23 protein-coding genes are annotated in these 25,425 nt (G+C 41.5%); 13 read left to right on the top strand and 10 right to left on the bottom strand.

Going from position 1 to position 25,425, the window contains the following annotated elements:
- Window positions 1-26: 26 nt before the first annotated feature.
- The 3 genes from RSJ42_RS01540 to RSJ42_RS01530 all read right to left on the bottom strand — a co-directional run bounded on the left by RSJ42_RS01540 (window position 27) and on the right by RSJ42_RS01530 (window position 1,650).
- A complete protein-coding gene (locus RSJ42_RS01540; RefSeq protein ID WP_410508986.1) occupies window positions 27-320 on the bottom strand; it encodes a hypothetical protein in 294 nt (97 codons plus the stop codon).
- A complete protein-coding gene (locus RSJ42_RS01535; RefSeq protein WP_410508985.1) occupies window positions 320-475 on the bottom strand; it encodes a hypothetical protein in 156 nt (51 codons plus the stop codon). Before RSJ42_RS01535 ends, RSJ42_RS01540 begins: the two co-directional genes overlap by 1 nt.
- 362 nt (window positions 476-837) lie before the next feature.
- Entirely contained in the window at window positions 838-1,650 is an 813-nt protein-coding gene (locus RSJ42_RS01530) for an ATP-binding protein (protein WP_410508984.1), read from the bottom strand.
- A 293-nt stretch (window positions 1,651-1,943) separates the two neighbouring features.
- Between RSJ42_RS01530 and RSJ42_RS01525 the strand changes: the two genes are divergently transcribed.
- Window positions 1,944-2,663, top strand: a complete 720-nt coding sequence (locus tag RSJ42_RS01525; RefSeq protein ID WP_410508983.1) for a CDGSH iron-sulfur domain-containing protein — start codon at window positions 1,944-1,946, stop codon at window positions 2,661-2,663.
- Between the two features lie 235 nt (window positions 2,664-2,898).
- Here the strand turns inward: RSJ42_RS01525 and pyrF are convergent, their stop codons facing one another.
- Window positions 2,899-3,564: an orotidine-5'-phosphate decarboxylase gene (gene pyrF / locus RSJ42_RS01520; protein ID WP_410508982.1), complete on the bottom strand. Its 666-nt coding sequence runs from the start codon at window positions 3,562-3,564 to the stop codon at window positions 2,899-2,901.
- 4 nt (window positions 3,565-3,568) lie between these two features.
- Complete coding sequence (locus RSJ42_RS01515) at window positions 3,569-4,522, bottom strand: deoxyhypusine synthase (RefSeq protein ID WP_410508981.1); 954 nt, start codon at window positions 4,520-4,522, stop codon at window positions 3,569-3,571.
- Between the two features lie 352 nt (window positions 4,523-4,874).
- On the opposite strand from RSJ42_RS01515, the gene RSJ42_RS01510 reads away from it, so the two are divergent.
- Window positions 4,875-5,516 (top strand): ATP-binding cassette domain-containing protein, encoded by a 642-nt coding sequence (locus RSJ42_RS01510; protein ID WP_410508980.1) that lies wholly within the window; start codon window positions 4,875-4,877, stop codon window positions 5,514-5,516.
- Window positions 5,517-5,791: 275 nt separating this feature from the next.
- Entirely contained in the window at window positions 5,792-6,625 is an 834-nt protein-coding gene (locus RSJ42_RS01505; protein WP_410508979.1) for an ABC transporter permease, read from the top strand.
- A gap of 6 nt (window positions 6,626-6,631) precedes the next feature.
- Here the strand turns inward: RSJ42_RS01505 and RSJ42_RS01500 are convergent, their stop codons facing one another.
- Entirely contained in the window at window positions 6,632-7,024 is a 393-nt protein-coding gene (locus RSJ42_RS01500) for a thioredoxin family protein (RefSeq protein ID WP_410508978.1), read from the bottom strand.
- Window positions 7,025-7,444: 420 nt separating this feature from the next.
- Window positions 7,445-7,879: a hypothetical protein gene (locus tag RSJ42_RS01495; protein ID WP_410508977.1), complete on the bottom strand. Its 435-nt coding sequence runs from the start codon at window positions 7,877-7,879 to the stop codon at window positions 7,445-7,447.
- A 440-nt stretch (window positions 7,880-8,319) separates the two neighbouring features.
- On the opposite strand from RSJ42_RS01495, the gene RSJ42_RS01490 reads away from it, so the two are divergent.
- Both RSJ42_RS01490 and RSJ42_RS01485 read left to right on the top strand, forming a co-directional pair.
- On the top strand, window positions 8,320-9,063 hold the full coding sequence (locus RSJ42_RS01490; RefSeq protein ID WP_410508976.1) for an RNA ligase partner protein: 744 nt from the start codon (window positions 8,320-8,322) through the stop codon (window positions 9,061-9,063).
- A gap of 333 nt (window positions 9,064-9,396) precedes the next feature.
- Window positions 9,397-10,629: a methionine adenosyltransferase gene (locus tag RSJ42_RS01485; protein WP_410508975.1), complete on the top strand. Its 1,233-nt coding sequence runs from the start codon at window positions 9,397-9,399 to the stop codon at window positions 10,627-10,629.
- A gap of 14 nt (window positions 10,630-10,643) precedes the next feature.
- On the opposite strand, the gene RSJ42_RS01480 is transcribed toward RSJ42_RS01485, so the two are convergent.
- Window positions 10,644-11,513, bottom strand: a complete 870-nt coding sequence (locus tag RSJ42_RS01480; protein ID WP_410508974.1) for a geranylgeranylglycerol-phosphate geranylgeranyltransferase — start codon at window positions 11,511-11,513, stop codon at window positions 10,644-10,646.
- A gap of 526 nt (window positions 11,514-12,039) precedes the next feature.
- Here RSJ42_RS01480 and RSJ42_RS01475 point away from each other — a divergent pair.
- Window positions 12,040-13,479 carry a PGF-pre-PGF domain-containing protein gene (locus RSJ42_RS01475; RefSeq protein WP_410508973.1) on the top strand — a complete coding sequence of 480 codons (1,440 nt, stop codon included), beginning with the start codon at window positions 12,040-12,042 and terminating at the stop codon, window positions 13,477-13,479.
- Window positions 13,480-13,675: 196 nt separating this feature from the next.
- Here RSJ42_RS01475 and nadA read toward each other — a convergent pair whose 3' ends face one another.
- Both nadA and RSJ42_RS01465 read right to left on the bottom strand, forming a co-directional pair.
- Complete coding sequence (gene nadA / locus RSJ42_RS01470; RefSeq protein ID WP_410508972.1) at window positions 13,676-14,590, bottom strand: quinolinate synthase NadA; 915 nt, start codon at window positions 14,588-14,590, stop codon at window positions 13,676-13,678.
- A 479-nt stretch (window positions 14,591-15,069) separates the two neighbouring features.
- Entirely contained in the window at window positions 15,070-15,885 is an 816-nt protein-coding gene (locus RSJ42_RS01465) for an aspartate dehydrogenase (protein WP_410510283.1), read from the bottom strand.
- A 447-nt stretch (window positions 15,886-16,332) separates the two neighbouring features.
- Here RSJ42_RS01465 and queD point away from each other — a divergent pair, with 447 nt between their 5' ends.
- The 7 genes from queD (at window position 16,333) to RSJ42_RS01430 (ending at window position 25,418) form a co-directional block, all read left to right on the top strand.
- Window positions 16,333-16,704 (top strand): 6-carboxytetrahydropterin synthase QueD, encoded by a 372-nt coding sequence (queD, locus tag RSJ42_RS01460; RefSeq protein WP_410508971.1) that lies wholly within the window; start codon window positions 16,333-16,335, stop codon window positions 16,702-16,704.
- A 121-nt stretch (window positions 16,705-16,825) separates the two neighbouring features.
- Window positions 16,826-17,662 (top strand): carboxylating nicotinate-nucleotide diphosphorylase, encoded by an 837-nt coding sequence (gene nadC / locus RSJ42_RS01455; RefSeq protein WP_410508970.1) that lies wholly within the window; start codon window positions 16,826-16,828, stop codon window positions 17,660-17,662.
- 399 nt (window positions 17,663-18,061) lie between these two features.
- Window positions 18,062-19,324 (top strand): BatD family protein, encoded by a 1,263-nt coding sequence (locus RSJ42_RS01450; protein ID WP_410508969.1) that lies wholly within the window; start codon window positions 18,062-18,064, stop codon window positions 19,322-19,324.
- Between the two features lie 146 nt (window positions 19,325-19,470).
- A complete protein-coding gene (locus RSJ42_RS01445; protein ID WP_410508968.1) occupies window positions 19,471-20,586 on the top strand; it encodes a cell division protein FtsZ in 1,116 nt (371 codons plus the stop codon).
- A 666-nt stretch (window positions 20,587-21,252) separates the two neighbouring features.
- Window positions 21,253-22,542, top strand: coding sequence for a BatD family protein (locus RSJ42_RS01440; RefSeq protein ID WP_410508967.1), 1,290 nt, complete (start codon window positions 21,253-21,255; stop codon window positions 22,540-22,542).
- Between the two features lie 76 nt (window positions 22,543-22,618).
- Window positions 22,619-23,734 carry a cell division protein FtsZ gene (locus RSJ42_RS01435; RefSeq protein ID WP_410508966.1) on the top strand — a complete coding sequence of 372 codons (1,116 nt, stop codon included), beginning with the start codon at window positions 22,619-22,621 and terminating at the stop codon, window positions 23,732-23,734.
- 469 nt (window positions 23,735-24,203) lie between these two features.
- Window positions 24,204-25,418, top strand: coding sequence for an iron ABC transporter substrate-binding protein (locus RSJ42_RS01430; RefSeq protein WP_410508965.1), 1,215 nt, complete (start codon window positions 24,204-24,206; stop codon window positions 25,416-25,418).
- The last annotated feature ends 7 nt before the right edge of the window (window positions 25,419-25,425 follow it).

The following is a 25,425-nucleotide window of genomic DNA, read 5'->3' as shown; positions in this document are numbered from 1 at the left end:
ATCACTCAAAGCATTATTCAAAAATTTTAGGCACCATCAAAAATTTGAGAAATATCTTTAACTTTGATGGGAGTTTCCTTTTTCAAATCCTGTAATTTTTGCACAAATTCTTCCCTTAAAGATAGCTCATCCACAGGATGCCAGTCAATTTTATCGCAGAATTCCATATCCTCGTCAGAGAGTTCTCCAGACCTTATATACTTCTCAAAGATTAGTCTTTTCCAGATAGAGTTTCTTGCAACCTCAGACCATTTTACCCAGGAGAAATGTTCCATTTCCCTGTAAAGGTTATCTGGAACAGGTACCGTGATTGTTGCCATCACAATTCACCGCTCTTTTCAACAGCCTCAAACTTCTCAAGTCGCTTAAGTTTGTCTTCAATGCCCTTGCGTGCCACCTCTGCCCAGTTAATATCAGGCATTGAATCAAGTTCTTTTTTCAGGTGTTCCGGAACTGAAATTGTAAACCTTTTCATAATTTTCTCCATTTGCATATAATTATGCAATTACATATACTTAAGCATACTTAGCAACTTCAAACAAAGTAGAGCTGAAGCAGCTGAAAAAAGATTTAAGAAGAACAGAAGCTGATATCCCAAATTTGGAGCAATTAAAAAAGAGAAATATACTGCCTCCTAACCTTAATGTTTAATCCTGCTGGAGACCGTCAGGTAATTTCGTTATCCGGAAGAAATCCGGCGACTTAGTTCCTGGATCAGTTCCTGGATCAGTTCCTGGAGCTGAGCACTCAGTTCTGGCGGTTTATGTACGCTTCAAACCTTCAGACCTTGCCGGGGATTGTTTTTCTACTTAGATTATAAAGTAATAAATAAATGGATCAACGGTCAGGTGAGCTGGCTTTTTCCACAAACGCTGCAAGTTTTGCGATCTCTTCAAGTTCAAGGTCGAATTCTTCACCTTTAAGGGACGCTTTGAAAAGCTCCCTTTTTGCAGGGATCTCGGCCACCACATTCACACAATTGACTGAAGCCATCATCTCTTCCCTTATATCCGACTCGACTTTGTTAAGCACGAAATAGACGCTGCAGCCGCACTGCCCGCCAAATTCATCAAACTTTTTAGAAAGCTTGAGGGATTCGTAAGAAGGATCGATAACTACAAGGATCAGGTCAAAGTCCTTATCAACCCCGCGCCCGAAATGCTCAGTTCCGGCTTCGGTATCCACGATTACAAAATCATTTTTCTCCAGGTCCAGGTTTTCAAGAAACTCTCTTGTCAAGACTCCCATGGGGCAGGCGCAGCCTTCTCCATAATCTTTTATCTTGCCAACAGCCATAAGTTTCAGGTTCCCTTTCTGTTCCACAAACTCCGGAGGCAGGTCGGAAAAGTTCCATCTTTCTTTGAAAAACCGGGACTGCTCCTGCTTCCCAGAAGTTTCTCCATTGGCTGCAAGCCCCCAGAACTGTGTTTTCTTCGGAGCTGCCCTCTGTTTTTCCTTAAAGCCTTTTTTTCCTCCGAAGTACTCCATAAGGTCCCGCGGAGCTGCCAGTCCGAGCTGGCTGTGCAGTCCGTAATTGGACTCATCAATATCAAGTACAAGCACATTTTTTGTTTTTGCCATCTGCTTTGCAAGGAGAGCAGAAATAGTGCTCTTTCCGCTTCCTCCTTTCCCGCACACTGCTATTCTCATACAGAGTTCACCTGCCTCAGTAATTTATCCTGCATGATTAAAAGCACTTCCTTTATGATTTGTTATTTGACTCGATATGAAAAATCTCCTGTAAGATAAAAATCTGGACCCTTCTTTTAGTTAAAAAACTTTAAAAGCTAATGCTTTAGATATAAAAAGTTAAAAGAAAGTTAGCTGAAAATAGAAGTAAAATTGAAAGAAAATATTTTAAAAATATAGAAATCATTAAAGAGGGAAATAGTTAGACTAAACATCCAGTACTGCATTATAAGAGGTAATGGGGGATTATGATTATGGCAGTCAATGATAAAGAAATGAGGATTAAGATAATCAAGGATGGACCGTATCGGGTTACAGGTGGAGTGCCGCTTTTCGAACAGGCGATTGTTGCAGACGACGCTGGCCACACCAGAGAACTGATTGATATAAAGGAATACCCCCGGCAGAATGCCTATATATTGTGCCGCTGTGGCTCATCCAGTAACAAGCCCTTCTGTGATGGGGCTCACCGCAAGATCGGTTTTGACGGCAGCGAAACAGCCAGCAGAAAGCCTTACCTGGAAAAAGCGGAAACGTTTGAAGGTCCTTACCTGAAACTCACCGATGTCTACGAGCTCTGCGATCATTCCCGATTCTGCCAGAGGGCTGGAGGGATAAGGGACCTCATACAAAAATCAGACGACCCGGAAGCCCGACAGACCGCTATAGAGGAAGCCATGATCTGTCCGTCCGGACGGCTGGTCCTGTGGGATAAGAAAACAGGTAAACCATTTGAAAAGGAATTTGAACCATCCATTGTACTTGTTCACGACAAACAAAAAAGTTGTGAAGGCCCCCTCTGGGTCCGAGGCGGTGTTCCCATTGAATCTGCAGATGGCAGCATGTACGAATCCCGGAACAGAGTAACCCTCTGCCGCTGCGGGAAGTCAGAGAACAAGCCCTACTGTGACGGCAGCCACTGGATGAACAGCCAGCAGAAGCTCGAGTTCAGGAAAAAATGGGGCCTGGAATGAGTGAGTTCGTTGATCTGTGGAGATTGTTAACTTGCGGAAACGGTAATCTCGCATAACAATCATCCCGTAAAACAATTAGGCAATCCGAAATACGGACATCTGTTTAAAAAAGTGTTAAATATGTGCCTCAGAACTCATAGGGCTCATCATGAAATCAGCCAGATTTTTCATCACAGGCACGTAATTTAATGATTTTTCTATTGAGTTATTCTTCTCAAGATAAATATAATATTTTTCAGTTCTTTCCGCCGAGCTCAGCCTGAATCTCTTCAGCAATTTCACGAGCAGCTTCTTTTGGAGATTCCGCCTTGTAGATGCTTCTGCCCACGATCACCCAGTCTGCCCCTGCGGCGATCACATCAGAGGCTTTTCCTCCCTGGGCACCCACACCCGGAGAGATAATAGTAAGCCTGTCCCTGATAATTTTCCTTATTTCCTTTACCCTTTCCGGCCGTGTGGCTGGAGCAACAAGGCCGAAGGCTCTTGCTTCAAGCGCCATTTTTGCAATCGCCTCTGCAATCGGCTGCATGAATTCGGCTCCTCCGGGGTGGCTCATTTCGCTTACGACAAAGACATCTTTTCCATATTCGGAAGCAATTTCAATGCAGGCATCAAGGCTGTCCCTGCCCGTAAAGCCCTGAACAATAACCGCATCTGCTCCTGCTTCAAAAACCTGCTCACAGATGAGGCGGTTTGTGTTGGGTATATCTGCAACCTTGAAGTCTGCTATCACCGGGGCAAATTCTGCAAGGTCTCTTATTATGTCAAGCCCGGTAGCAAGAATAAGAGGATACCCTACTTTTATTGCGTCCACAAATTCCTGGACATCTTCTGCGATCTTCAGAGCTTCTTCCCTGTCGGTTACGTCCATGGCAAGGATCATATGGGTATTCTTTTCCATCAAATTACCTCTTGGAAAGGCGCGTCCTTACAGCCGAAACAATAATTGGTAGTGTGATTGTTGCATCTGCGTAAACGGTTACCGATTTTGCATCTTCCCCGACCTTTCCCCAGGACTGGGCTTCGTCAAGGGTTGCTCCACTCAGGCCTCCGGTCTCCGGACGGTCCATTGTCAGCTGGATTGCGTAATCAAAGGACCTGGGGGTTACAAGCATGGACTGCAGGATATAGTTCTTGGGAACTCCCCCGCCAAGCAGCATGGCACCTGCGCTTTCAGCATTATAGCAGATTTCCATGAATTCATGCATATCCGCAAAAGCATCCACATGAAGAGGGTTTCCTTCTTTGTACAGCCAGGCCTGAAGCCCTATTACAGAATCTTGAAGGGCAGGGCAGTAAACAGGAACGCCCATTTCGGCAGCGGTTTTCAGGATTGAGGAGTCATCGTCAAGATTTTTTCCGATTTCGGTAAGTACCTGCCGGATAGAAAGCTTTTCCTGCGGAAGCCCTGAATAAACGCTCTGCAGAAATTCTTCAAGGTCGCTAAAGTGCTGGTCAGGGAGGTAAACGTCATAGATCCTGTCAATGCATTCATGCCTGAGCTGAATATCATTTGCGCAGTCCGAGCCTTTGTAATGGTGAAGACCGAGAGCTTCAACGGTATCGTGAACCATATTGGCGCCTGTAGTGACAAGCACATCTATGTATCCGTCCCGGATAAGGTCTGCAACAATATTCCTCATGCCTGCAGGTGTCATTGCTCCTGCGAGCCCGAAAAATTTCGTAGTTTTCCCGGAAGCCAGCATCTCATAATAGATATCAACGGCTTCAGCCAGCCTGCCTGCTCCAAAGGCGCAACCGGCATACTCCTTTACAAGCTCGTCTACGGTCATATTCGGGACTATTTTTGCCCCTTTGACCGGAGTAGTGAGATTTTTAGCAGAAGCTTCAAAATCCATCTTTTGTTCCTCAGAGATTAAAAAATTATTAAGATATTAAAATATAATTATGTCAAAGTATAAGCTGAAGTAAATAAAGATCTCAAGTGTCCTGAGAGTCCATACATTTTCAGGATAGTCTGTTTTAAACTTTGAGCAATCGTTATTATCCTCGCGCAAGGTAACTATAAACGATTTATGTGAACACCTAAGTATAGATAAACTTTCTCTTCAAGGGGATGAAAGCCAGGGGATGAAAGAAAACCTGTTCAATAGCTGTTCAACAAAAAACCTGAAGAAGCAAACAAAAATCTGCAGGAAAATATTCTGGGGACGTATTAATAGAGAATAACCTGAAAGTAAGGGGACAAGAATGCAGGATGAAATAATAAGATATGAAAATGTCGGAATAAGTTTCGGGGGCAAAAAACTGCTTTCCAGCTTCTCCCTTTGCATTCCCAGAGGAAAAAAGGTCCTTATGAAAGGGAAATCAGGAACCGGCAAATCAACCCTGTTCAAAATACTCCTGGGGTTTGAAAAGCTTTCCGAAGGCTCGGTCTATTACAAAGAAAAGCCTTTAAATCCTCAGGTAGCCTGGCAGGTCCGAAGGGAGGTAGCTTACGTTTCCCAGGATACGGATCTCGGAGAAGGGGCTGTAAAGGACCTGATTGAGGAAGTTCATGCTTACAGGCCCAACAGGGATAAAATGAATCCTCAAAAGCTGCATACGTTTATGAACGAGCTTGAACTGGAAAGGGACATACTCGGGAAAAACTTTGAAAATCTTTCAGGAGGAGAAAAGCAGAGGATAGGAATTTTAATAGCCCTGATGCTTGAAAGAGATATTTTTCTCCTCGACGAAGCAACCTCGGCTCTTGATTCAGGACTTAAAAAAAAGGTTGCTGACCATTTCCTTAAACATAAAGACTGGACACTTCTCATAATTTCTCACGACCGCGAATGGGAAGGAAAGGAAATCGAGATTGTGGAAATAGGTAAGAACAGGACTGATTGAGTACTATTCATAAAGGGCAGGATCCATTCCAAAGTATAGCTTCATTCCGAAAGTATAACGTCATTCAAAAAGTATAACCTCATTCAGAAAGTATAGCCTCATTCAGAAAGTATAGCCTCATTCAGAAAGTATAGCCTCATTCAAAAAGCGTAGCTTCATTTTAAAAGTGTAGCTTCTATCCTGGGATCTAAAAATTTTGAGTCTTAAAAAGGGTCACATCTAAACAGGAAAAAAATAATAGAATAATACCAGAAAATGAAAAGAGGAATTATCGCATGGCAAGCCCTGATATATCAATAACCTCCCTGATGCTCTGTTTTTTGCTGCTTGCAATTCCTCTTGCAATCAGTTACAGGATAAAACTCCATATCTCCAGAAAAACCATAGATGCTGTTACTCGCATGACTGTACAGCTCGTCCTTGTGGGGATATTTTTGACCTATGTTTTTGATCTGAACAATGGAATTCTGAACCTGGCATGGGTTATCGGAATGGTTATAATTGCGAGCTACACAACCATAGGTAACGTGGAACTTAAAATGGAAAAATTATTTTTTCCAGTTATACTTTCTTTCACGGCAGCAAATATAAGCGTGCTTCTATATTTTAACGAATTCGTGCTTGACCTCGGAAACCTCCTTGAAGCCCGCTACCTGATCCCTATAGGAGGTATGATTCTTGGGAATTCGCTCAGGGGCAATATTGTTGGCATGGGAGAGTTTTACGAGGACATCCGCAGGAATGAAAACAGGTATCTTTACACTCTTTCTCTAGGAGCAAGCAGGTACGAAGCCCTTATGCCCTATATTCGAAAATGTCTTCGTTCAGCCCTCAAGCCAACCCTTGCAAATATCGCAACTGCAGGACTCGTCTTCCTTCCGGGAATGATGACAGGGCAGATCCTCGGAGGTGCAAGTCCTATGCTCGCAATCAAGTACCAGATCTCAATTATGATTGCTCTTTACGTATCCACATGCATGAGTACTGTATTCAGCATTTTCAGCACTATCCATACTACTTTTGACGAGTACGGGCTTGTAAAAAAAGAGATATACAGAGATAAAGGAAAGAAAAAAGAAAAAGGAAAAAAAAGGCCGCATTACACCTGACCTGAATTATGCGTATCCTGTAATATCCTGTCCTATTGGAGTGCTTTTTCTTACGCATTCTTCGCCGTGCTGGATCATATCCCTTACCGCGTTCCTCAGTATTGCAGGATAGATCTGGCCTACCTGTTCCCAGATTGGTCTCCCGTGGCAGAAAAACTTAAAAGTCGGAGTACCCTGAACTCCATACCTCTCTGCAGTCCACGGGTTTACTGCTATATTTATTCTACCAAAAACTGCCGAAGAACCGTACTCCCTGGCATATTCCTCAAAATACGGTTCCATAGCTTTGCAATACGGGCAGACAGGGCTGTAAAACATTACAACAACAGGCTTTTTTGATTCTTCTACTCTCTGCCCCCAGCTCGTATCCTCAAGTTCAATAATATTGTCTCCGTTCAACCAGCTTCCCCCTGAAACTATGAAATACAATAAAGGAATGAATCCACTCTTAAGTTTGATGAATTATGCGGTTTTTACGATATAGAGCTTTTACATCCATACTAAATCAATATTTGTGCCTTCATAGAATTAAAGTCCATTCATCTCAGTATGGCTCATTTTTAATACATTAGCACAAAATAAAAAGAGTTGGAGATTCAAAGGAAAATGGGAGTGAAAGATAGAAATAGTCTCACAGGTTAGCTAGAGAACCGGAACGCTACTTTTACTCACATTGTTCCATGCGTTACAATAGTTTCAGGCATTCAATCCTGATTTTTTGTTGATCGGCTGAGAAATCTCAACCTGTAATTTCAACCTGTAAGTAAATGAAGGGGTAGAGAAAAGAACTCCACCGCAGGCGTTATACCAGTTTTCTCGTCAAAGTTCTTCCTTTTCATATTCGGGATTCATTGTCTCATCGAAACATGTGATGCAGATATACTTGTCTCCCAAACAGGTTTCTTTGAAATCTACTTTCGGACCACCCGGCTTTGTAGTCGCTTCCCTGAATACATAGAATTTTTCGTTAAACTCAATTGGTTGTCCGCACCTTGTGCATACAAAAGGCGGGTTTTCAACCGAATCGATTGCACATTCAATGCATATCAGATCAGATTTATCACCGTGAACGTCTTTAAATTTGATCGGTTTCATATCGAGACTGGTATCCACGACTAGCACATCTTCAAGCAGTTCCCGACCACAGATATTACAGTATTCTTTCATCGTGCCGCCTCCCTTTTTAAGAGGAATCTTCACAAAACCCTGTGCTGAGTCTACAAAAGGTTTCAAACTCTCCGTGTCCGCGCTCATTTAATTCCCCATTTTTATTCTGTTTTCCATTATACCGAGTCAATTCATTTACCTGGATTTCTGCTTCAACTCAGTCCTCTCGCACCTTTTATTAGAATCCGTCACCCTGCCGGATAATGCAGGTTTCCGGGTTTTATCAGAGAAGCTTGCCCAGGGCTGGGCAAAGTCTAAACGGAAGAAACATAATTAAATTAATTAAAATGTCTCTCCGGAAATATTCGATACACTGGAGAAAACAACCTAAGAAAACAAATTCAGAAAGTATGTTTCAAACCGCTTTTTATCTCTGGTTTAAACTTCCCTATGTAAATATTAGATCTAAAACTATATACAGTTATCCATTTTAATCGAGCTAAGCTAAAAATACATAAAACAAAGAATTTTATTGATCTAGATCAATACATAAGAAGGGAAAAAAGATCGTAAAAGGACTCGAAAAAATGCTTAAGCAGAGATTTGTGCTGGACACCACAGCACTGACGGATCTGCAGACACGGGAAGTCATGGGTTATACGTCCCTGTGCGAAGGGATGAAAGCAATACTGGACCTTATAGCCGATGCCCGCCTGCAGTTCGGGATTAGCTGTTATGTTCCCTACCCATCGGTGTACAAGGAGATGTACGAATTTGCAAGCCGTAACGGCTGTGACAGGCAGGTGGTTGCAAAGATAGACACCTGGCTTGTGAAAAAGTCTCCCGACCGCTACAGGGTAGACGTAACCTCACAGATCTTCCACGAATATGTGTCTTACATGAGAGAGAGAATCAACCGCGGGATGGGGGTTGCAGAGGATGCAATATGGGAGGCAGCAACCGAGTGTCTCTTTATGGAAAATCCGCAAAGTAACAAAAAAGAATACAGAGAAGAGGTTGAAAGAGAGGTCATTGGGGGAATAATCGGCAAATTCAGGAACAAATACAGAGCAGCTTTGAGGTATGGAATCCTTGACAGTGCACCGGATATTGATGTCCTGATTCTTGCCAAAGAGCTTGATGCGGCTGTTGTTGCAAGTGACTACGGGATTGAAAAATGGGCGGAACAGCTTGGAGTCCGCTTCGTGCCTGCAAATACCTTCCCTATGATGATTAAAGAGTATCTAAGGCACGGCCCGGAAGGTGGAAAAGAACAGGAGAAAGATGATAAAAAGAGAATAGATTATTCAGAGGAAGTGGATTTCTTTTAACAGGTTATTACAGGATCAAAGGAGCTGAAGAATTCGTTTGAGATCCTGCAGGTTCAGGCGTATCATAAAGAAAACGATAAACTCGTTTGAGATCCTGTCAGGTTCAGGTGTTTCCTGGAAGGTATTTTAACTGCTCCGCCTTTATTAATCTATCCGCTTTTATTAGTCTCACATATCGCGTTTTCAATTTATTTGCGTCCTAGCTGCCTGCTTCACCGCGGTATTTATTGATAAACACAGATACTGGCAAATACTAATTAGCTGTTTTGACTTACATTACTAATATCAAATTGGTATCTATTACGCCCTTAAAGGGGATCTGGGGGAAAGAGTTTGAGAAATATTGTTATTGAAGAGTTGAAAGCTTCGGAAGTCTACCGACAGAAGGTAGAGGTTGTTGAAAGAAAAGGGCTTGGTCATCCGGACTATATCTGCGACGCGGTTATGGAACAGATTTCCGTAAACCTCAGCCAGAAATATCTTGAAACTTTCGGAACCATCCTGCACCATAACATAGACAAGGGAATGCTTGTGGCAGGGGAAGTTGAAGGAAAATTCGGAGGAGGCAGGGTTGTAAGCCCAATGCGGCTGATAATCGGGGATAGGGCAACTTTCGAATACGAAGGAGTTGAGATCGATGTCTCCGGGCTCGCAGTAAATACGGCAAAAGAATGGTTCTCGGAAAAACTCCGCTTTGTAGATCCTGAAAACCTCATTTACCAGGTTGAACTTAAAAGAGGTTCTGCAGAACTCACGGATATCTTTAGCAGAGGAGGAAAGGTTCTCGGGGCAAATGATACATCCGCAGCAGTAGGATATGCGCCTCTGAGCCCTACCGAAAGGCTGGTTCTTGAGACCGAACGCTACCTTAACTCAAAAGGGTTCAAGAAAAAATATCCCGAATCCGGAGAAGACATAAAGGTCATGGGGCTCAGGCATAAAGAGAATGTGCACCTGACAGTAGCCGCACCTTTTGTGGACAGGTATGTAGAATCCGAAGAGGACTATTTTGAAAAGAAGATGGAACTTCATGACAGGATAGAAGAGTTTACTGCCGAATTTGCAGAAAAAGAAAGGGCTGAGTTTGAAGCCTGCATGTGTGCAAGACCTACTGCTTCTCTTAATACTCTGGACATGCCTGGCAGGGGGATGGACGGAATCTATACAACCGTTACCGGAACATCTGCAGAAGACGCAGACTGCGGAGAAGTCGGTCGCGGAAACCGCGTAAATGGAATAATTCCTTTAAACCGACCTGTCAGCAGCGAAGCTGCAGCCGGGAAAAACCCTGTGAGCCATATCGGAAAAATCTACAACCTCCTTTCACACAGGATAGCTGCAGAGATATACAGGCAGGTTCCCGATGTCTCAGAGGTATATGTCTGGCTCCTGAGTGAAATAGGGACTCCTATTGACCAGCCTCAGATTGCAACTGCGCAGCTGATCATGAAAAAAGGTGCAGCAGGTGAGGTGGAGAAAGAGGCAGCAGAAGTCATAGAAAAAGAACTTGAAAATATCCATTCCTTTTCAATGGAGCTCGTAGCAGGCAGGAAACCTATCTGCTGAATATGTAACCAGGTTCATACCCCGGCAATGAAAGCTATCAGGGCAAAGAACATGGCTATTTTAAACATTTTAGAGGACTTTGTAGGGTTGTTCCGTACAAGAAGCTGTATAACGGCTGCAAGGAACCCGAGGTCTGCCAGGAAGACAAGGTAAAGGTAACGCGAGCCAAGAATGGACAATAAATAAGGCAGGGGGCTTAAGGTTACTGCAAGGAGCCCTATAAGCACTGCGAGATAGCCTGCTTTTTTCGCCCCGATCCTGAGAGGAAGGGTATTTGCTCCTTCCTGCCTGTCCCCTTCCATATCCTCTATATCCTTTACGATTTCCCGGGCAGTAATGGCAAGGGCAGCAAGCAGGAAAAGTACGGAAAGAGCCTTAACTCCTCCCAATCCGAAAACCGAAGCTCCGAATAAAAAGACAGAACCGGTAAGGTATCCTATACTCAGGTTTCCTAAAAGAGGCGTGCCTTTAAGGGTTTTTGCATAGAGGATCAGAAGCATTGAATTAAAAAGAGCAATTAACCCGCAGATAGAATTTATAGAAAAAGCTAGCAGAGTGCCCAGAGCAAACAAAAGATAAGAGAAGTAGAGTGCCTCTTTTGCCTTTACCCTCCCGGATGGGATTGGCCTTTCCGGGCGGTTGATAGAATCTATTCTGATGTCAAAATAATCGTTAATCGCATTTCCAGCACCCGAAACCAGAAACACTGCCAGAAATACCAGACCTGCATTAAGGAAAGGGAAAGCCCCAGCAAAATCTGAACTTAAAGGCCCGGAAATCAGGATATTAAACGCTATCAAAGTTCCTATTACGGCTGCAAAACCTGCCATGAAGCAGTTTCCGTATCTCATAAGCTCCAGATATGTTCGTATTCCGGCAGACATCAGTAGAAACAGCATTATAAAGTATTAAAATTTTACCAAAATTCTATCAGTCTATGTAAATAATGACTGCTTTTTAAACATCACCTGCCCGGTGCTTAAACATTGCCTGCTGATTTTTACTTAAAATTGCGAGAAAAAGATACTCAGGGATAATACTCCTGTATTTTAGCAGGAAGAAAACCATTCTCTTACCAGGAAGAAAACTGGAAACTTATACCAGTAAAATAAGATTTAAGCGTTTATATAAAAAAGCTCGATCTGTGAAGCGAAGATTAAGGGTTCGAGTGAGCGGGTTTCCAGATGAAGCATTATATAAAACACAATTATCGCCTGTTTTTTTCTGAGGAAACCCGGGCTGTCACGTACTATAAGTTAAGAGTTACTCTTTTGGATCCCAAATTCATTAAAGAAAAGTGTTAGAGAGACTCAATTATTTTTTTTCATATGAATAGTATAATAAATTGTTAATGACTTACGGTACAGTAGAGATTTCTATGTATGGACGTGCGGGCGGAGGCCAGTAAAAATGAAACCCCATTTTTTAAGTTCTTTAATTTATGTATTGTTGATAATACTAATAATTCCTGGAATGACTCCTCACGTGGCATCTGCTGCAGATAATATCAGTGGAGACAGCGGAAGTAAGGATCCAGGAGATTCAAGCACTGGAACCGATGATTCGGGAACAGACTCAGGAGCTGATAATTCTGGGACAGACGACTCAACCGGTGGTTCGACCTATGACTCATTTGATGACTTAATTAATGACTTAATTGATGACTTAAATGATGATTCGGGTGATGATTCAACTGATGATTCAACTGATGACGACTCAGAAGACGACCCAAGCGATGACTCGGATGATGGTTCAGATGGAGGATCTGATGATTCAGAGGACGACTCAGATGACGACTCCGACGGCTCAGATGGTGATAGTTCAGATGGATCTGAGGACTCAGAAAACGATTCAGATGATGATTCGGATGACAGTTCAGAGGATGGCTCAGAGGGAGGATCTGATGACAGTTCAAATGGAGGATCTGACGATGACTCAGATGACAGTTCAGAGGATGGCTCAAATGGAGGCTCAGATGTAAAATCCGGGACAAAAAGCAGCTCAGGTAGTAGTTCCAGCTCTAACTCGGATTCCAGATCCAATTCAAATACCAGTTCAGGTTCAAGTTCCAGTTCTGGTTCAACCTCGAACTCAAGTTCTAATTCCTCCAGTTCAAGTTCCAGTCCCGGTTCAACCTCGAACTCCAGCTCGAACTCTTCCAGTTCAGGTTCGGATTCGGACTCCGGGCCCAGCAGCATGGGAAGCGGCATCTCCACCGAACCTGTAACAAATATCGAAGTTAAAGAGCTTGCTACCAGAAATGTAATAAGCGGCTATCATATTGAATATGTTTTCCCGGAAAACGTCACCTGTGTAACCCATATAGAATATGATGCAATAAGGACATTCAGGAAAACAACGGCAATTGTGGAAGTCCTTAGAGGAAAATCCACTCTTGTTCCTGTGCTCCCTGAGGGGGAAATATATAAACATGTGAATATCTGGATAGGAGAAAATGCAGCTGGACTTCCTACTTCCCTTGAAAACGGACTGGTAGGGTTCAGAGTTGAAAAGAATTGGATAGGAAGTAACAACATTAACGAATCTCTGGTGACGCTTCAATGGTATAATAAAGATGAAGGCTGGAAACCTCTTGACACGAAAAAGACCGGAGAAGATGAAAAATACCTGTATTTTGAATCACAGACCCCCGGATATTCCTTCTTTGCTATAACTGAGTACAATCCGGAACAGGGAAAAACCCAATTGCAGAAAACTCTAAGAACCCTGACAGGTAGAGAGAACGGCATAGCCAAAGAGCCTTTAAGAGCGGCTAAAATGTTTCTGGCAATTGCTCTACCATTGTTTATGATTATTGCGGGATACGGAGTATTAAAGAAAAAGATCTGAATAAATTATTCCAGTCATTTATTTCAGAATAAAGTATGTGAGGTGCCACCTCACTTACTCTAAATTGTCTCACTTACTTTAATTCTTTTTTTACATGTCCTTAAAAAATAAAAAGGTGTCCTCATCAAAGAGTAAAAGCAGAAGAAGAAAAAAGAATAAAATAAAAAAAGAATAAAATAAAAAAAGAATAAAATATTTATTTTAATTTTACTGCAAGCATTCTGTCAAGAGCTTCCTTTGCCCTGATCCTTACATCTTCAGGGACAGTTACTTTGCTCTCCATTTTTTCAAGCGAAGCCAGGATTTTCTCAAGGTTAACCATTTTCATGCTGGGACAGCAGGCAAATTCAGAGATGCAGTAGTATTTCTTTTCGGGAGCTGCTTTAAGAAGCCCGTGAATGAGCCCGCATTCCGTGCCTATTATGAACTCCTGTGCAGGCGATCTTTTTGCGTATAAGATCATACCGCGCGTGCTCGCAATGTGGTCTGCAAGTTCAAGAACTTCGGGGCGGCATTCGGGATGGGCAATGAATTTAGCCTGAGGGTGTTTCTCTTTCATTTTCAGGACGTCTTCCTTCAGGATCTGGTGGTGTGAAGGGCAGTGTCCTTCCCAGGGAATGATTTTCTTGCCTGTCCGGGCTGCAACATAAGCAGCCAGGTTTTTATCAGGCACAAAAATTACTTCGTCGGCATCCAGTGAGTTTACCACCTCGACAGCATTGGCAGAGGTACAGCAGATATAAGATTCTGCTTTTATTGCAGCCGAGCTGTTCACATAAGAGACTACAGGCGCATCAGGATGCTCTTCTTTTAATTTTTTAAGGCCTTCTACATTTACCATATCTGCCATAGGGCAGGTAGCGTCAATTTCGGGTAACAAAACCATTTTATTCGAAGAGAGGATTGCAGCGCTTTCTCCCATAAAATGGACACCGCAAAAAACGATAACTTCCGCATCCTGGCGAACGGCTTCCTGGCTAAGGGCGAGGGAGTCACCGACAAAGTCCGCAATATCCTGGACCTCAGGGCGGGAATAATAATGAGAAAGAATTACTGCATTCCGTTTTAACTTCAATTCTTTAATCCTTTTTATAAGGTCTGCTTGCTGCATGGGACCACCATAAGTGTTAGAGAAATTAACCGGAGAGATTAACCAGAACGATTTTAATGGAAATTTTTAATAGAAAGATTCCGAACCTGGACATAGCTCCGGTGATATTTTAATTTATTTGCGTTTAAGTAGAAAGGGCATATTAAACGTAAAAAAGTGCAGTAAGGAAGATTCTATCCATAAAGCTTTTTTCGCGCACATACGCTGTTTCCTGGGATGTATCTGCTTAACTCTCCCGTCCTATATAATGTTTGTGAACACAGCCAGCCTCCTATCCCGGAAAGGTTACGGGGACCTGGTTGAGGAAGAAAAAGAAGAAATTTAGAATAAAAAAGGAAAATAAATAGAAAATAATTACTGGGAAGCCTCCGTAATCTAAGCTATTTTCTTAGATTTCAGGTTCACACAGGCATAAGATAGGCTGAAACAGGATAGGCTGTAACTTTTCAACTTTAATTAAGATCGAAATCTTAATAGCTTCAGGTTCCTATCTGGACAGGATTAAGGAGCTTTTTCAAAGTAGAAATTGCGGAAAGAGCTGCAAGGTAACTTGTTTTAGGGTTATCCGGGGAAGGAAGGTTTTCCACTCTCGTACAGAACTTTCCAAACTCTCCTTCCACTGTAATCTCATGCACGTTTCTTGAAAGTGAAGGATCAGCTATCACCTTTACCTTTGTCCTTTCAAAACCTATACCTGCAAGGCTTATAGTGGCTGCCACGTTAACGTTTGCGGGAAAAGCTTTTACAGCTTCCGAAGCAGTCCCTTCAAAAAGTACGGTCTCTTCTTCGAGCTTTTCAAGTTCTATGCCGTGTTCCACAACATAAGGAGCTCCCATAAGTCCCGAAGGAGGTTTTCTGGTGGTCAGAGTGACAGAAGAAATCCCGGCTGCACGCGCTGAATTTATCCCATCGATTCCGACAACTGCGCCCGAAGGGAAATAAAGCTTGCAGTTATGCTGTTTTGCAAGCCCGAAAAGAGTCTCCCTCAATTCTTTATCAGCAAAGGCACCAACACTCAGAACCATCACGTTACACCCAGCCTGAAGGGCCTGAGGTACGATGAACCTGACAGCATTCTGGGAGGCGCTTTCAACAACAAGATCTACACTGCGTATGAGTTCTTCGATCTTCATATATGCAGGTCTGCACGTTTTCAGAGAAGTGGCAAGTTCAAGGGCTTTGCTCTCGGAGGAATCACAGAGTGCATATAACTCTGCATCAATCTCTCCGCTGTCAATTGCCCTGCAAATCTGTCCGCCAATGAAACCGCAACCAATAATTCCTATTTTCAGTATTCCAGGCTCCTGAGAATAATTAATAAATTCGATTTAATTCGATTTAATTATCATTTTGCTGATGTTTTCAATCAACTATAAGCGATTTATTCAACTATTATCGCTTATATTAGAATTTATTTATATACCCGGCACAGAATAGTTCCGGGAACGGGAGTACTGTACTCCTTTCTCTCTCTTTAAACCTTCTATGAAACCATTTCATATAAGAGAAAAATATCCATGCGATTTTCAGTTCGGTCCCAGGTGCTTCCAGATTTTCCAGTCTTAAAAATTACTTTTTGTTATAATTACTATTATTGGATTCTGTTCAGCCTATGTTACCTTTTATTAGTTTATTGAGGATGATAAAAATAACCTGTTTTTATAAAAACGACTACCGATATATTTGGAAAGATATTTATTTAAGGACAGTATTTTGAAATTCATAAAGGGGATTGAACAACTATGTTTGAGTTAAAAGTCATTACCCATTTTGCAGCAGCTCACCAGCTTAAGATGGTGGCTAAGAAGTGTGAAAAACTCCATGGGCATAACTGGAAGATAGAAGTCTGTGTGGCTGGAGAAAAGCTCAATGATGCCGGAATACTGGTGGATTTCGGAGAATTAAAGCAGAACGTATCCGAAATCATGACAAGGCTGGATCACAATTTTTTGAACGAACTTGATTATTTTGACGACAGCAATCCACCATCTTCGGAAAATATTGCCGTATATATTGCAAATTCCCTTCAAAACATGCTCAAAGATCCTGGAGTAAGGGTTACCAGTATCACAGCCTGGGAATCGGAAAATGCCTGTGCGACGTATTTAGCGTAATTCGGTTTCCACATTTAAAACCAGGTTATTATTTCATTTTTATGGCTGTAAAGAGATAGAAAACCCCGGAATGTCCGTGCCCCTTATAAATGCAGGAGACATAGACTAAAAGGGTAAAGATATGTTTATAAGAGAAATTGAAAGCTTCATAGAAGAAGACCTGGGATACGATGATGTTTCATGCACTATTGTACCGGACAGGCCTGCCGAAGCTATTATATTTACAAAGGAAGACTGCACGGTTGCAGGGATAGATGAGGCAATATCGATATTTTATTATTTTGGGGTCCAGGCTGAAACTGACTTTGAAGATGGGGATCAGTTAAAAAAGGGAGACATAATTTTCAGGCTCAGGGGAGGAGCCGTATCCATCCTGAGGGCAGAGCGCATCAGCCTTAACTTCCTGGGACATCTCAGCGGCATTGCAACCCTGACAAAAAAATGCACGGACATTGTGAGAAAGCACTCGGAAACTACAAGGGTTGCGTGCACAAGAAAGACCACTCCAGGAATAAGAAAATTTGAGAAACTGGCTGTTGCTGCCGGAGGAGGAGACACTCATAGATTTAACCTCTCTGACGCTGTTATGATTAAAGATAACCATGTTAAACTTATGGGAATAGAAGCCGCAGTCAAAGCAGCCAAAAAGACCAGCTTTACACGGAAAATAGAAGTTGAGGTTGAGTCTGCACAGGATGCTTTACTTGCTGCAGGACTTGGAGCAGATATTATTATGCTCGATAACATGCAACCCGAAGCAGTTAAAGAAACTCTCAAGATACTTGAAAAAAAAGGGCTCAGAAATTCTGTTATTGTTGAAGCCTCGGGAGGGATTTCCCTCGAAAACCTGGAGGCTTATTCAAAGACAGGAGTAGATGTAATTTCTATGGGTTCTCTTATACATAAGTCGAGCTGGATAGATATCAGCCTTGAAATGATAGATATTGGCGAGACATAAGCAGTTGAATAATCAAATAGTGTCTAAAACATATTTGGTGTAATCAAATAACAATAAGATTTTTAATGACTAAGAGAGGAAGAAAAAAATAAAAACATTATATCCGGTTTATATCATATCCGGTTTTATTACAGTTTATTACAGATATTTGCTTTAAGGATAAGGGAGTAAAAAATAAGTTAGCCTTGCTCTAGACCAATTGTATTTACGGCAAAAAATTAATTGGGGCTAAGAAACGATTAAAGTTAAAAGCCAGTCAACTGTTCGAGATCGGATAATTAACTTAAATATAATTAAATTCATATATTCACCTGAGCATAAAATAGCTTTCTGGAAATATTAAGCATAATAAGGGCTGCTTTAGAAAAACTTTTTTACCGGGGATCTGGGGTATTAGGGGTGAAAGTGAAGGGAGTAGACGTTACTATTTTATTTGCGTTTTCTATCCTGCTGATAACTGGCAGTACAGCCTGTGCAGAAAGTATTGTTTATGAGGGGGATATTGAAGAAGGACAGGCATATCAGCTTAACAATTACGTAATCGATTTTACAGATATTTTTCCTGAAGCCAACACAGTTTCATACTATGTATACGAAGAAGAGGAAGAAATCACCAACGGCCTAATGGACGTAAATGAAAGTGCCGAATTTGATTTTGAGGAAGAGGGAAAAGTTCAGATGCGTGTGAAATCTGTACATTCTGGATCGCCCCCCAGCGCAACAATTGAGATAACAATGTCAAATTACAGCACAGAAGACCTTTTTGTAAACAAAGTTATTGAAGAAGGGCGTTCCGGTGCAACCTATTCAGGCGACCCGGATCTTGTAATAACAAAAACCGTAGATAAATCCGAAATAAAAGTAGGAGAAAACATAACCGTTACCGTAAAGGCAAGAAATGCTGGAAATGACACTGCAAATAATGTTTCATTTACTGACCCAAAACAGGAGCATTTTGTCCTTGAAGAAACCATATTTGAAACTTCAAGTGAAATTCCTGAAATCAATTATGGAGAGTCGGTCCCTGAAACTCTTGTTTATATGTATAAATTAAAAGCGACAGACGCAGGAACGTTTGAACTCAAAGCTGTGAATGCGAGTTATATTAATAGTGCCGGCAAGGTATACCAGTCTTCATCCAATATTCCACTTATAAATGTATCTGAAGGAAATAAGCAGGTTGCAAAGGTTGAAGCTACAATGAGTATCAGTGTCTCTTCTTTAGAAAGGAACCAGGAAACTACTTCAATAATAGTCCTGAAAAACACAGGTAATGCCCCTGCCGAAGCTGTGCGCTTTGATATCTTTATACCTGAGGGCCTCGAATACGCAGGAGGGGAAGGGATTGAAAATGTTGGTGGAAACCCAAGAATATATCTCGAGACCCTGCAGACAAATAATGACAAAGAGTTCACATATAATTTGAAAGGAAAGGAAGTGGGAACTTATAACATAAGTTCCAGGCTTTCTTATGAATACAGTGACGGGATAAACCAGGAAAAAATTAAAGAAAAAAATGAGTCAGCAGGTTTTACCGTGAGTGTAAAAGAAGGGAAATTCGATTTTATTCTAAAAAATCCGTTATATATTATAATCCCCCTGATAATACTTGCAGCCATTGGTTTTCATCTGTACAGGAGGCACAGAGAATACAGGTATTAAAAATAGTGGAAATATTTTGAGAGATCATATTCAAAGTAAACCATATTCAAAGTAAACCATATTCAAAGTAAATCATATTCAAATTAATAGTAAATGGATCAGCAGGGGAGAAGAATGCAGGGGTATCCTTAAAATGGGGGAGTTTTTTGCTCAATATACTGGTAATAGGAAACGGGCAGTGTGGAAACAGGATTCTGGATTCCATTAACAGGTATGCTTTAGGAGGGGGGAGAAGCTACGGCAAACTGGCTAAGTTTTATTCCAGACAGAAGTTTAAAAGCCATGTCGAAACCCTTGCATTTAATACTGCGATCAATGACCTCAAAGAGATGAGGTTTACAAAAGCAAAAGACAGAGTCCATATCTCACACCTGCATGGGGTTGGCGCAAACCGTAATATAGGAAAACAGGTTTTTGAGGAAAAAAAAGATATAATTATGCGCAGGATAGAAGAACCGGGAAATTTTGATGCAGCATTTATACTCAGTTCTGCTTCCGGAGGGACTGGCTCTTCATTTACTCCTCTTCTTATAAAAGAAATGAAAAAACGCTATAATTATCCTGTTTATTGCATTCTTGTCCTGCCTTTCCGGGAGGAAGGAACTCTTTACCTGCAAAATACCGCATTTTCTATCAGGGATATAAGGGAGAGTGGGGCTGATGGAATAATACTTGCCGATAACCAGTACCTGAAAAATATCGGAGGAAATATTCAGGAAGCCTATAACCGCATCAATGACATGATTGCGGAACGCATCCTTTTTTTGCTTGAAGCGCTTGACAGCGAAATGATGATGGTAACAGACCTGGGTGACTTTAAAACAGTAATGAGTGGGGGTGCAGGGCTTGCAACAATGGGCTTTTTCAGGGCTAATAAAGAAACCCCTGTAAAGAATGCAATACAGAACTCACTTTCTCCGACAGGGCTGCTCTTTTCTACGAATGTTTACGAGGAAGCAAGCCGAGCAATGGTTATCATTAAAGGTGACCGCAAGTACCTGAATATGGACGATATTTCGGCTGAAATCATAAAACTTTCAGAAGCAGTTGGACAGGTTTTTAAAGGGATAGTCGTATCTGCCGGAGAATACCCGCAGGTTCTTTCCGTACTAACACTGGAATCTGCCAATGAAATTGAAAAACTCTATGATACAGCCCTTCAGGCTATCCAGCAAGAGAAGGCAAAAAAACAAAAAATAGAAGAAGAAGCTAAACTGGACAAAGTGATCTCCCGGATTAAAGGATTAGAACCTGAATATTAATTTTAGCATGAAAGTACGGAACAAACCGGTCCTCGTAAGCTTTTATCATTTCTATTTCTGTATCACATATGACATTGATAGCAATTCACCAATTAATTTAGCATTCCGCAGGTTGGTATAATTTAAAGAATATATTTTTCTTTTTCATTTAAAAATTTTTTTCTTTTAAATACCATTTACTTTTAAATTATTCTGCATCATCTAATTTATAATATTTATAAATTTGTTTTATTTTTCCACCTTAAATTTAAAAACACCGAAAAGATAAAAAGGAAGAAAAGAATAAAGATTATAAAGATAATAGTAAAAAAATATATGATGATAAAGAAGAGCAAATAGAGAGTCCAGATAAAAAAACTGTAAAATTAAATCTTTAAAGGTCCACTTGATTTGGAATTTATTTTTCATGGGGGTACAGAATATCAGATTTCATATATTTATTTTGCAGCCAAATAGAGGTAGGGAATAAAAAAATTACAGGTTTTTATCCGGCTTTTCAATTAAGGTTAATAAAATAATTGACAAAGAAGTAAATGCATCCATTTTAAGTTCACGGGCAACAGTCACATTATTCAGAAGTAGATCAGGGATATTGATTCAAAAACATTTAGAAGGAAAACGACCTGCCGCAAATAACTTTTTTATCAGGTCTTTGAGGTAGCAGAATTGAAGCTGAAAGGAATTACCAGAACTGTTTTATTTTCGTTTCTTATCCTGCTGGCGCTTGGCAGTGCAGCATCCGCAAGAACCACGGTATATGATGGAGACATTGAGGAAGGAGAGGTATATCAGCTTAATAATTACGTGATTGAAGTCACTGATATCTTTCCTGAAGCCGGCACAGCATCATATTATGTGTACGAAAGGGACAGGAAAATCACAACCGGACTGCTGGATGTAAATGAAAGCTTCGAGTTTGATTTCGAAGAAGAAGGCAAGATCCAGATGCGCCTGAAATCCGTACATACGGGAGGTGTATTGCCCAGGGCTACAGTTGAGATTACTATGTCAAACTACAACACAGGAGATCTCTATACTAACGAGATTATTGAAAGAGGGCGCTCAGGGGCATCTTTTGCAGGAGATCCAAAGCTTGTGGTAACCAAAAGTACGGACAAATCCGAAATAGAAGTGGGAGATGTAATAACGGTTACAGTAAATGCAAGGGCTACCGGAAATGATGCTGCATATGATGTGTTATTTACGGACCCCAAGCAGGAACATTTTGTCCTGAAAGAAACTACTTACGAAGTTTCGACAAAAATGCCAAAAATTGATCTCGGCCAATCGGTTCCTGAAACCCTTGTATGCATTTATAAATTGGAAGCAACTGAGGCAGGGACTTTTGACCTTAGAGCCGTAACTGCAACATATACAAACAGTGCAGGCCAAACATACCAGTCTTCTTCCAATACTCCTAAAATTACTGTACTTGAAGGAGACAGGCAGAGGGCGGATATTGAAACCACATTGAATGTGGATCACTTATCTATTAAAAGGAACGAAAAGGTCACATCAACAATAATTATGAGAAATACGGGAAATGCTCCTGCTGAGGCTGTCCGCCTTGACCTACTGGTTCCTGAGGGTATGGAATATGTCAGTGGAGACGAAGGGATTGAGACCGTAGGCGGTAAACCAAGAATATACCTCGATAGTCTGCAGCCCAATAATGACAAAGAGTTCAGTTACATTATAAAAGCAACGGAAGTAGGCAAATACACCATTAATTCCGAACTTTCTTACGAATACAATAACGGGATAGATGCCCAGAATATCAGGCAGAGCGATAAGTTTTCAACTGCCAGCATAAGCGTGAAAGAAGGAAGGTTTGACTTTCTGTTGAAAAATCCATTATACATTGTAATTCCGGTAGTAATTCTTGCTGTCATTGGGGTTCATATATACATACAGGCGGCACAGGGAATACAAATACTGAGGGCAATTAAAGGCTAAAAATATTAAAAATACAAAAATAGAGATTAAGTCGGTCCGGGAAAAATAGGAATCTACATTTAAATGGAGGAGTTTTTTGCTCAATATACTGGTAATTGGGAACGGGCAGTGTGGAAACAGAATTCTGGATTCCATTAACCGTCATGCAATGGGTGGGGGAAAAAACTGCAATAAATTTGCTAAATTCTATTCCAAACAAAAATTTAAAAGCCATGTTGAAACCCTTGCCTTTAACACAGCAGTCAACGACTTAAAGGAGATGAGGTTTACAAAAGCAAAGGATAGAATTCACATCCCGCATTTGCATGGAGTCGGTGCAAACAGGAACGTTGGGAAACAGGTATTTGAAGAAAATAAAGAGATGATTATGAGGCAAATTGAGGAAAGAGGAAACTTTGATGTTGTTTTTGTACTGACCTCGGCCTCAGGCGGTACAGGTTCTTCTTTTACTCCCCTTCTTGTGAGGGAAATGAAGAACCGCTATGATTATCCGGTATATTGCGTAGTTGTCCTCCCTTTCAGGGAAGAAGGAACGCTCTACCTTCAAAACACAGCTTTTTCAATAAGAGATATTCGTCAGAGCGGGGTAGACGGAATTATACTTGCTGATAACCAGTACCTGAAAAATATCGGAGGAAATATTGAGGAAGCCTACAACGGCATAAACGATATGGTTGCAGAGCGTCTTCTTTTCCTTCTCGATGCCCTTGATAGCGAGATGATGATGGTAACAGACCTGGGCGACTTTAAAACAGTAATGAGCGGAGGGGCAGGGCTTGCAACTATCGGCTTTTTCAGGGCTGATAAAGATATGCCTGTAAAAACGACAATCCAGAATTCTCTTTCTCCTTCAGGGCTCCTGTTCTCGACCAATGTTTATGATGAAGCAAGCAGGGCAATGGTAGTAATTAAAGGGGACCGCAAGTACCTGAGTATAGACGAGATCTCGGCAGAAGTTGAAAAACTTTCAGGAGCCGTAGGACATGTTTTCAAAGGAATAGTTGTACGCGAAGGAGAGTATCCGCAGGTTCTCTCACTCCTCACCCTGGAGTCAGCTCATGAACTGGAGAAACTTTATAATGTAGCAGTCCAGGCTATTCATTATGAAAAAGCGAAAAAGCAACGCGTAGAAGAAGGAGCCGAAATGAAAAAAACTTTCGCTCAAATTGAAGGGATGGAACCTGAATACTAAAATTCAGGTTTTCTTCTTTCTGGCTTTTCCCGGGTATGTTTTCTGACTCTGAGTTTTTTCCGATTCTTTTTCCGATTCTTTTTCTGATTCTGAGTTTTTCTGATTCTGAGTTTTTCTGATTCAGAGTTTTTCTGATTCAGAGTTTTTCTGGTTTAGCTTCTCCGGTTGATATTTTTCTTCTTTATGAGATTCAATTATTGAATTTATCTTACCCTGAATTCAGCCCCTTTAACCAGGCTCTTACATACTCTAACTTAAAAATTTCTAATTTATAGGCTCGTATTTTCATTAAGAAGCAATAATAGGTTTCCAATATGCTCACGATTATCCTATTAATTAGTACCAGTTAAAAGAGGAATACTAATAAGTTATACCAATTAATAGAAAATTAATGATCTATAATAATTAACAGAAAAATTTAGTTAACTTTATGTAATACTGTTTCTCTAGTAAATTAGAGGATAGTAACATGAAAACAAATTCCAGTAATAAATTTAAAAAAATTATTTTTATAGGAATGCTTATTCTTGCCCTGATCACAAGCTCAGGGTGTACTGGGGAATCCGGCCCTGAAGAAAACGTGAAAGGTGAAGCACAGGCAGAAGTTGCCGGAACCAGCACAGGCACTGACGAATTAACAGAATCTGGCGACATTACAGTTACTGATGGATTCGGCAGAACTGTCTCGATACCTGAGAATGTCGAAAGTGTTGTCTGCTCAGGAGCAGGGTCTCTGCGTTATCTTGTATATCTTCAGGCTCAGGACCTTGTGGTCGGAGTAGATAGCCTTGAAAAACAGGAAGCTGAGATTGAAGGACGTCCCTATGTCCTTGCAAACCCACAGCTTAAAGATTATCCTTTGATCGGAGAAGCCAGAGGTAAAGACGACCCTGAGAAAATTATTGACATCGGCCCTCAGGTTGTCCTGAAAGCCGGGGCAACTGGCCAGGCGCCGGCAGCAAATGCCGCTGAAGCTGACAGTCTCCAGGAAAAAACTGGCGTCCCGGTTATCTCATTCCCTTATGGGTCTTTGAACAACGAGGAGAAGAAAGCCGAGATGTACAGCTCGCTCCGGGTAATGGGTGAGGCAGTGGGCAAAGAGGAAAGGGCAGAAGAGGTAATTGCCTATATCGAAGCTACTATGGAGGATCTGGAAAAGAGGACTGCAGATATTCCTGAATCCGAAAGAAAAACTGTTTACGTAGGAGGAGTCAGCAGTGCAGGTGCCCACGGGATAATCTCTACAGAACCAGCCTATGCGCCATTTCTCTGGGTGAATGCAAATAACGTTGCAGCCGGAATGGGTGCAGACCATGCCGACATTGCCAAAGAAGCTCTTGTTGACTGGGACCCCGAATACATCTTTATCGACATAGGCACTCTCCAGCTCGGGAACGAAGGAGCCATCGGAGAACTCAAGACGGACTCATCTCTTACCGGACTTTCAGCTGTTAAAAACGGCAACGTTTACGGAGTAATTCCCTACAATTTCTACAGCACCAACTATGAATCAGTACTCGCAAACGCTTATTATGCAGGAAAGGTTCTCTACCCTGACCGTTTTGAGGATATTGACCCTGAAGCCAAAGCCGACGAGATATATACTTTCTTCCTCGGCAAGCCCGTCTTTTCCGACCTGAACGGGCAGTATAATGATACCGGCTTCAAACAGATTCCATTGTAACACGGAG

The sequence above is a fragment of the Methanosarcina hadiensis genome (assembly GCF_046529725.1).
Classification (GTDB): domain Archaea; phylum Halobacteriota; class Methanosarcinia; order Methanosarcinales; family Methanosarcinaceae; genus Methanosarcina; species Methanosarcina hadiensis.
The sequence above is the reverse complement of the archived record's forward strand: the minus strand, read 5'-3'. Positions and strand labels throughout refer to the sequence as shown.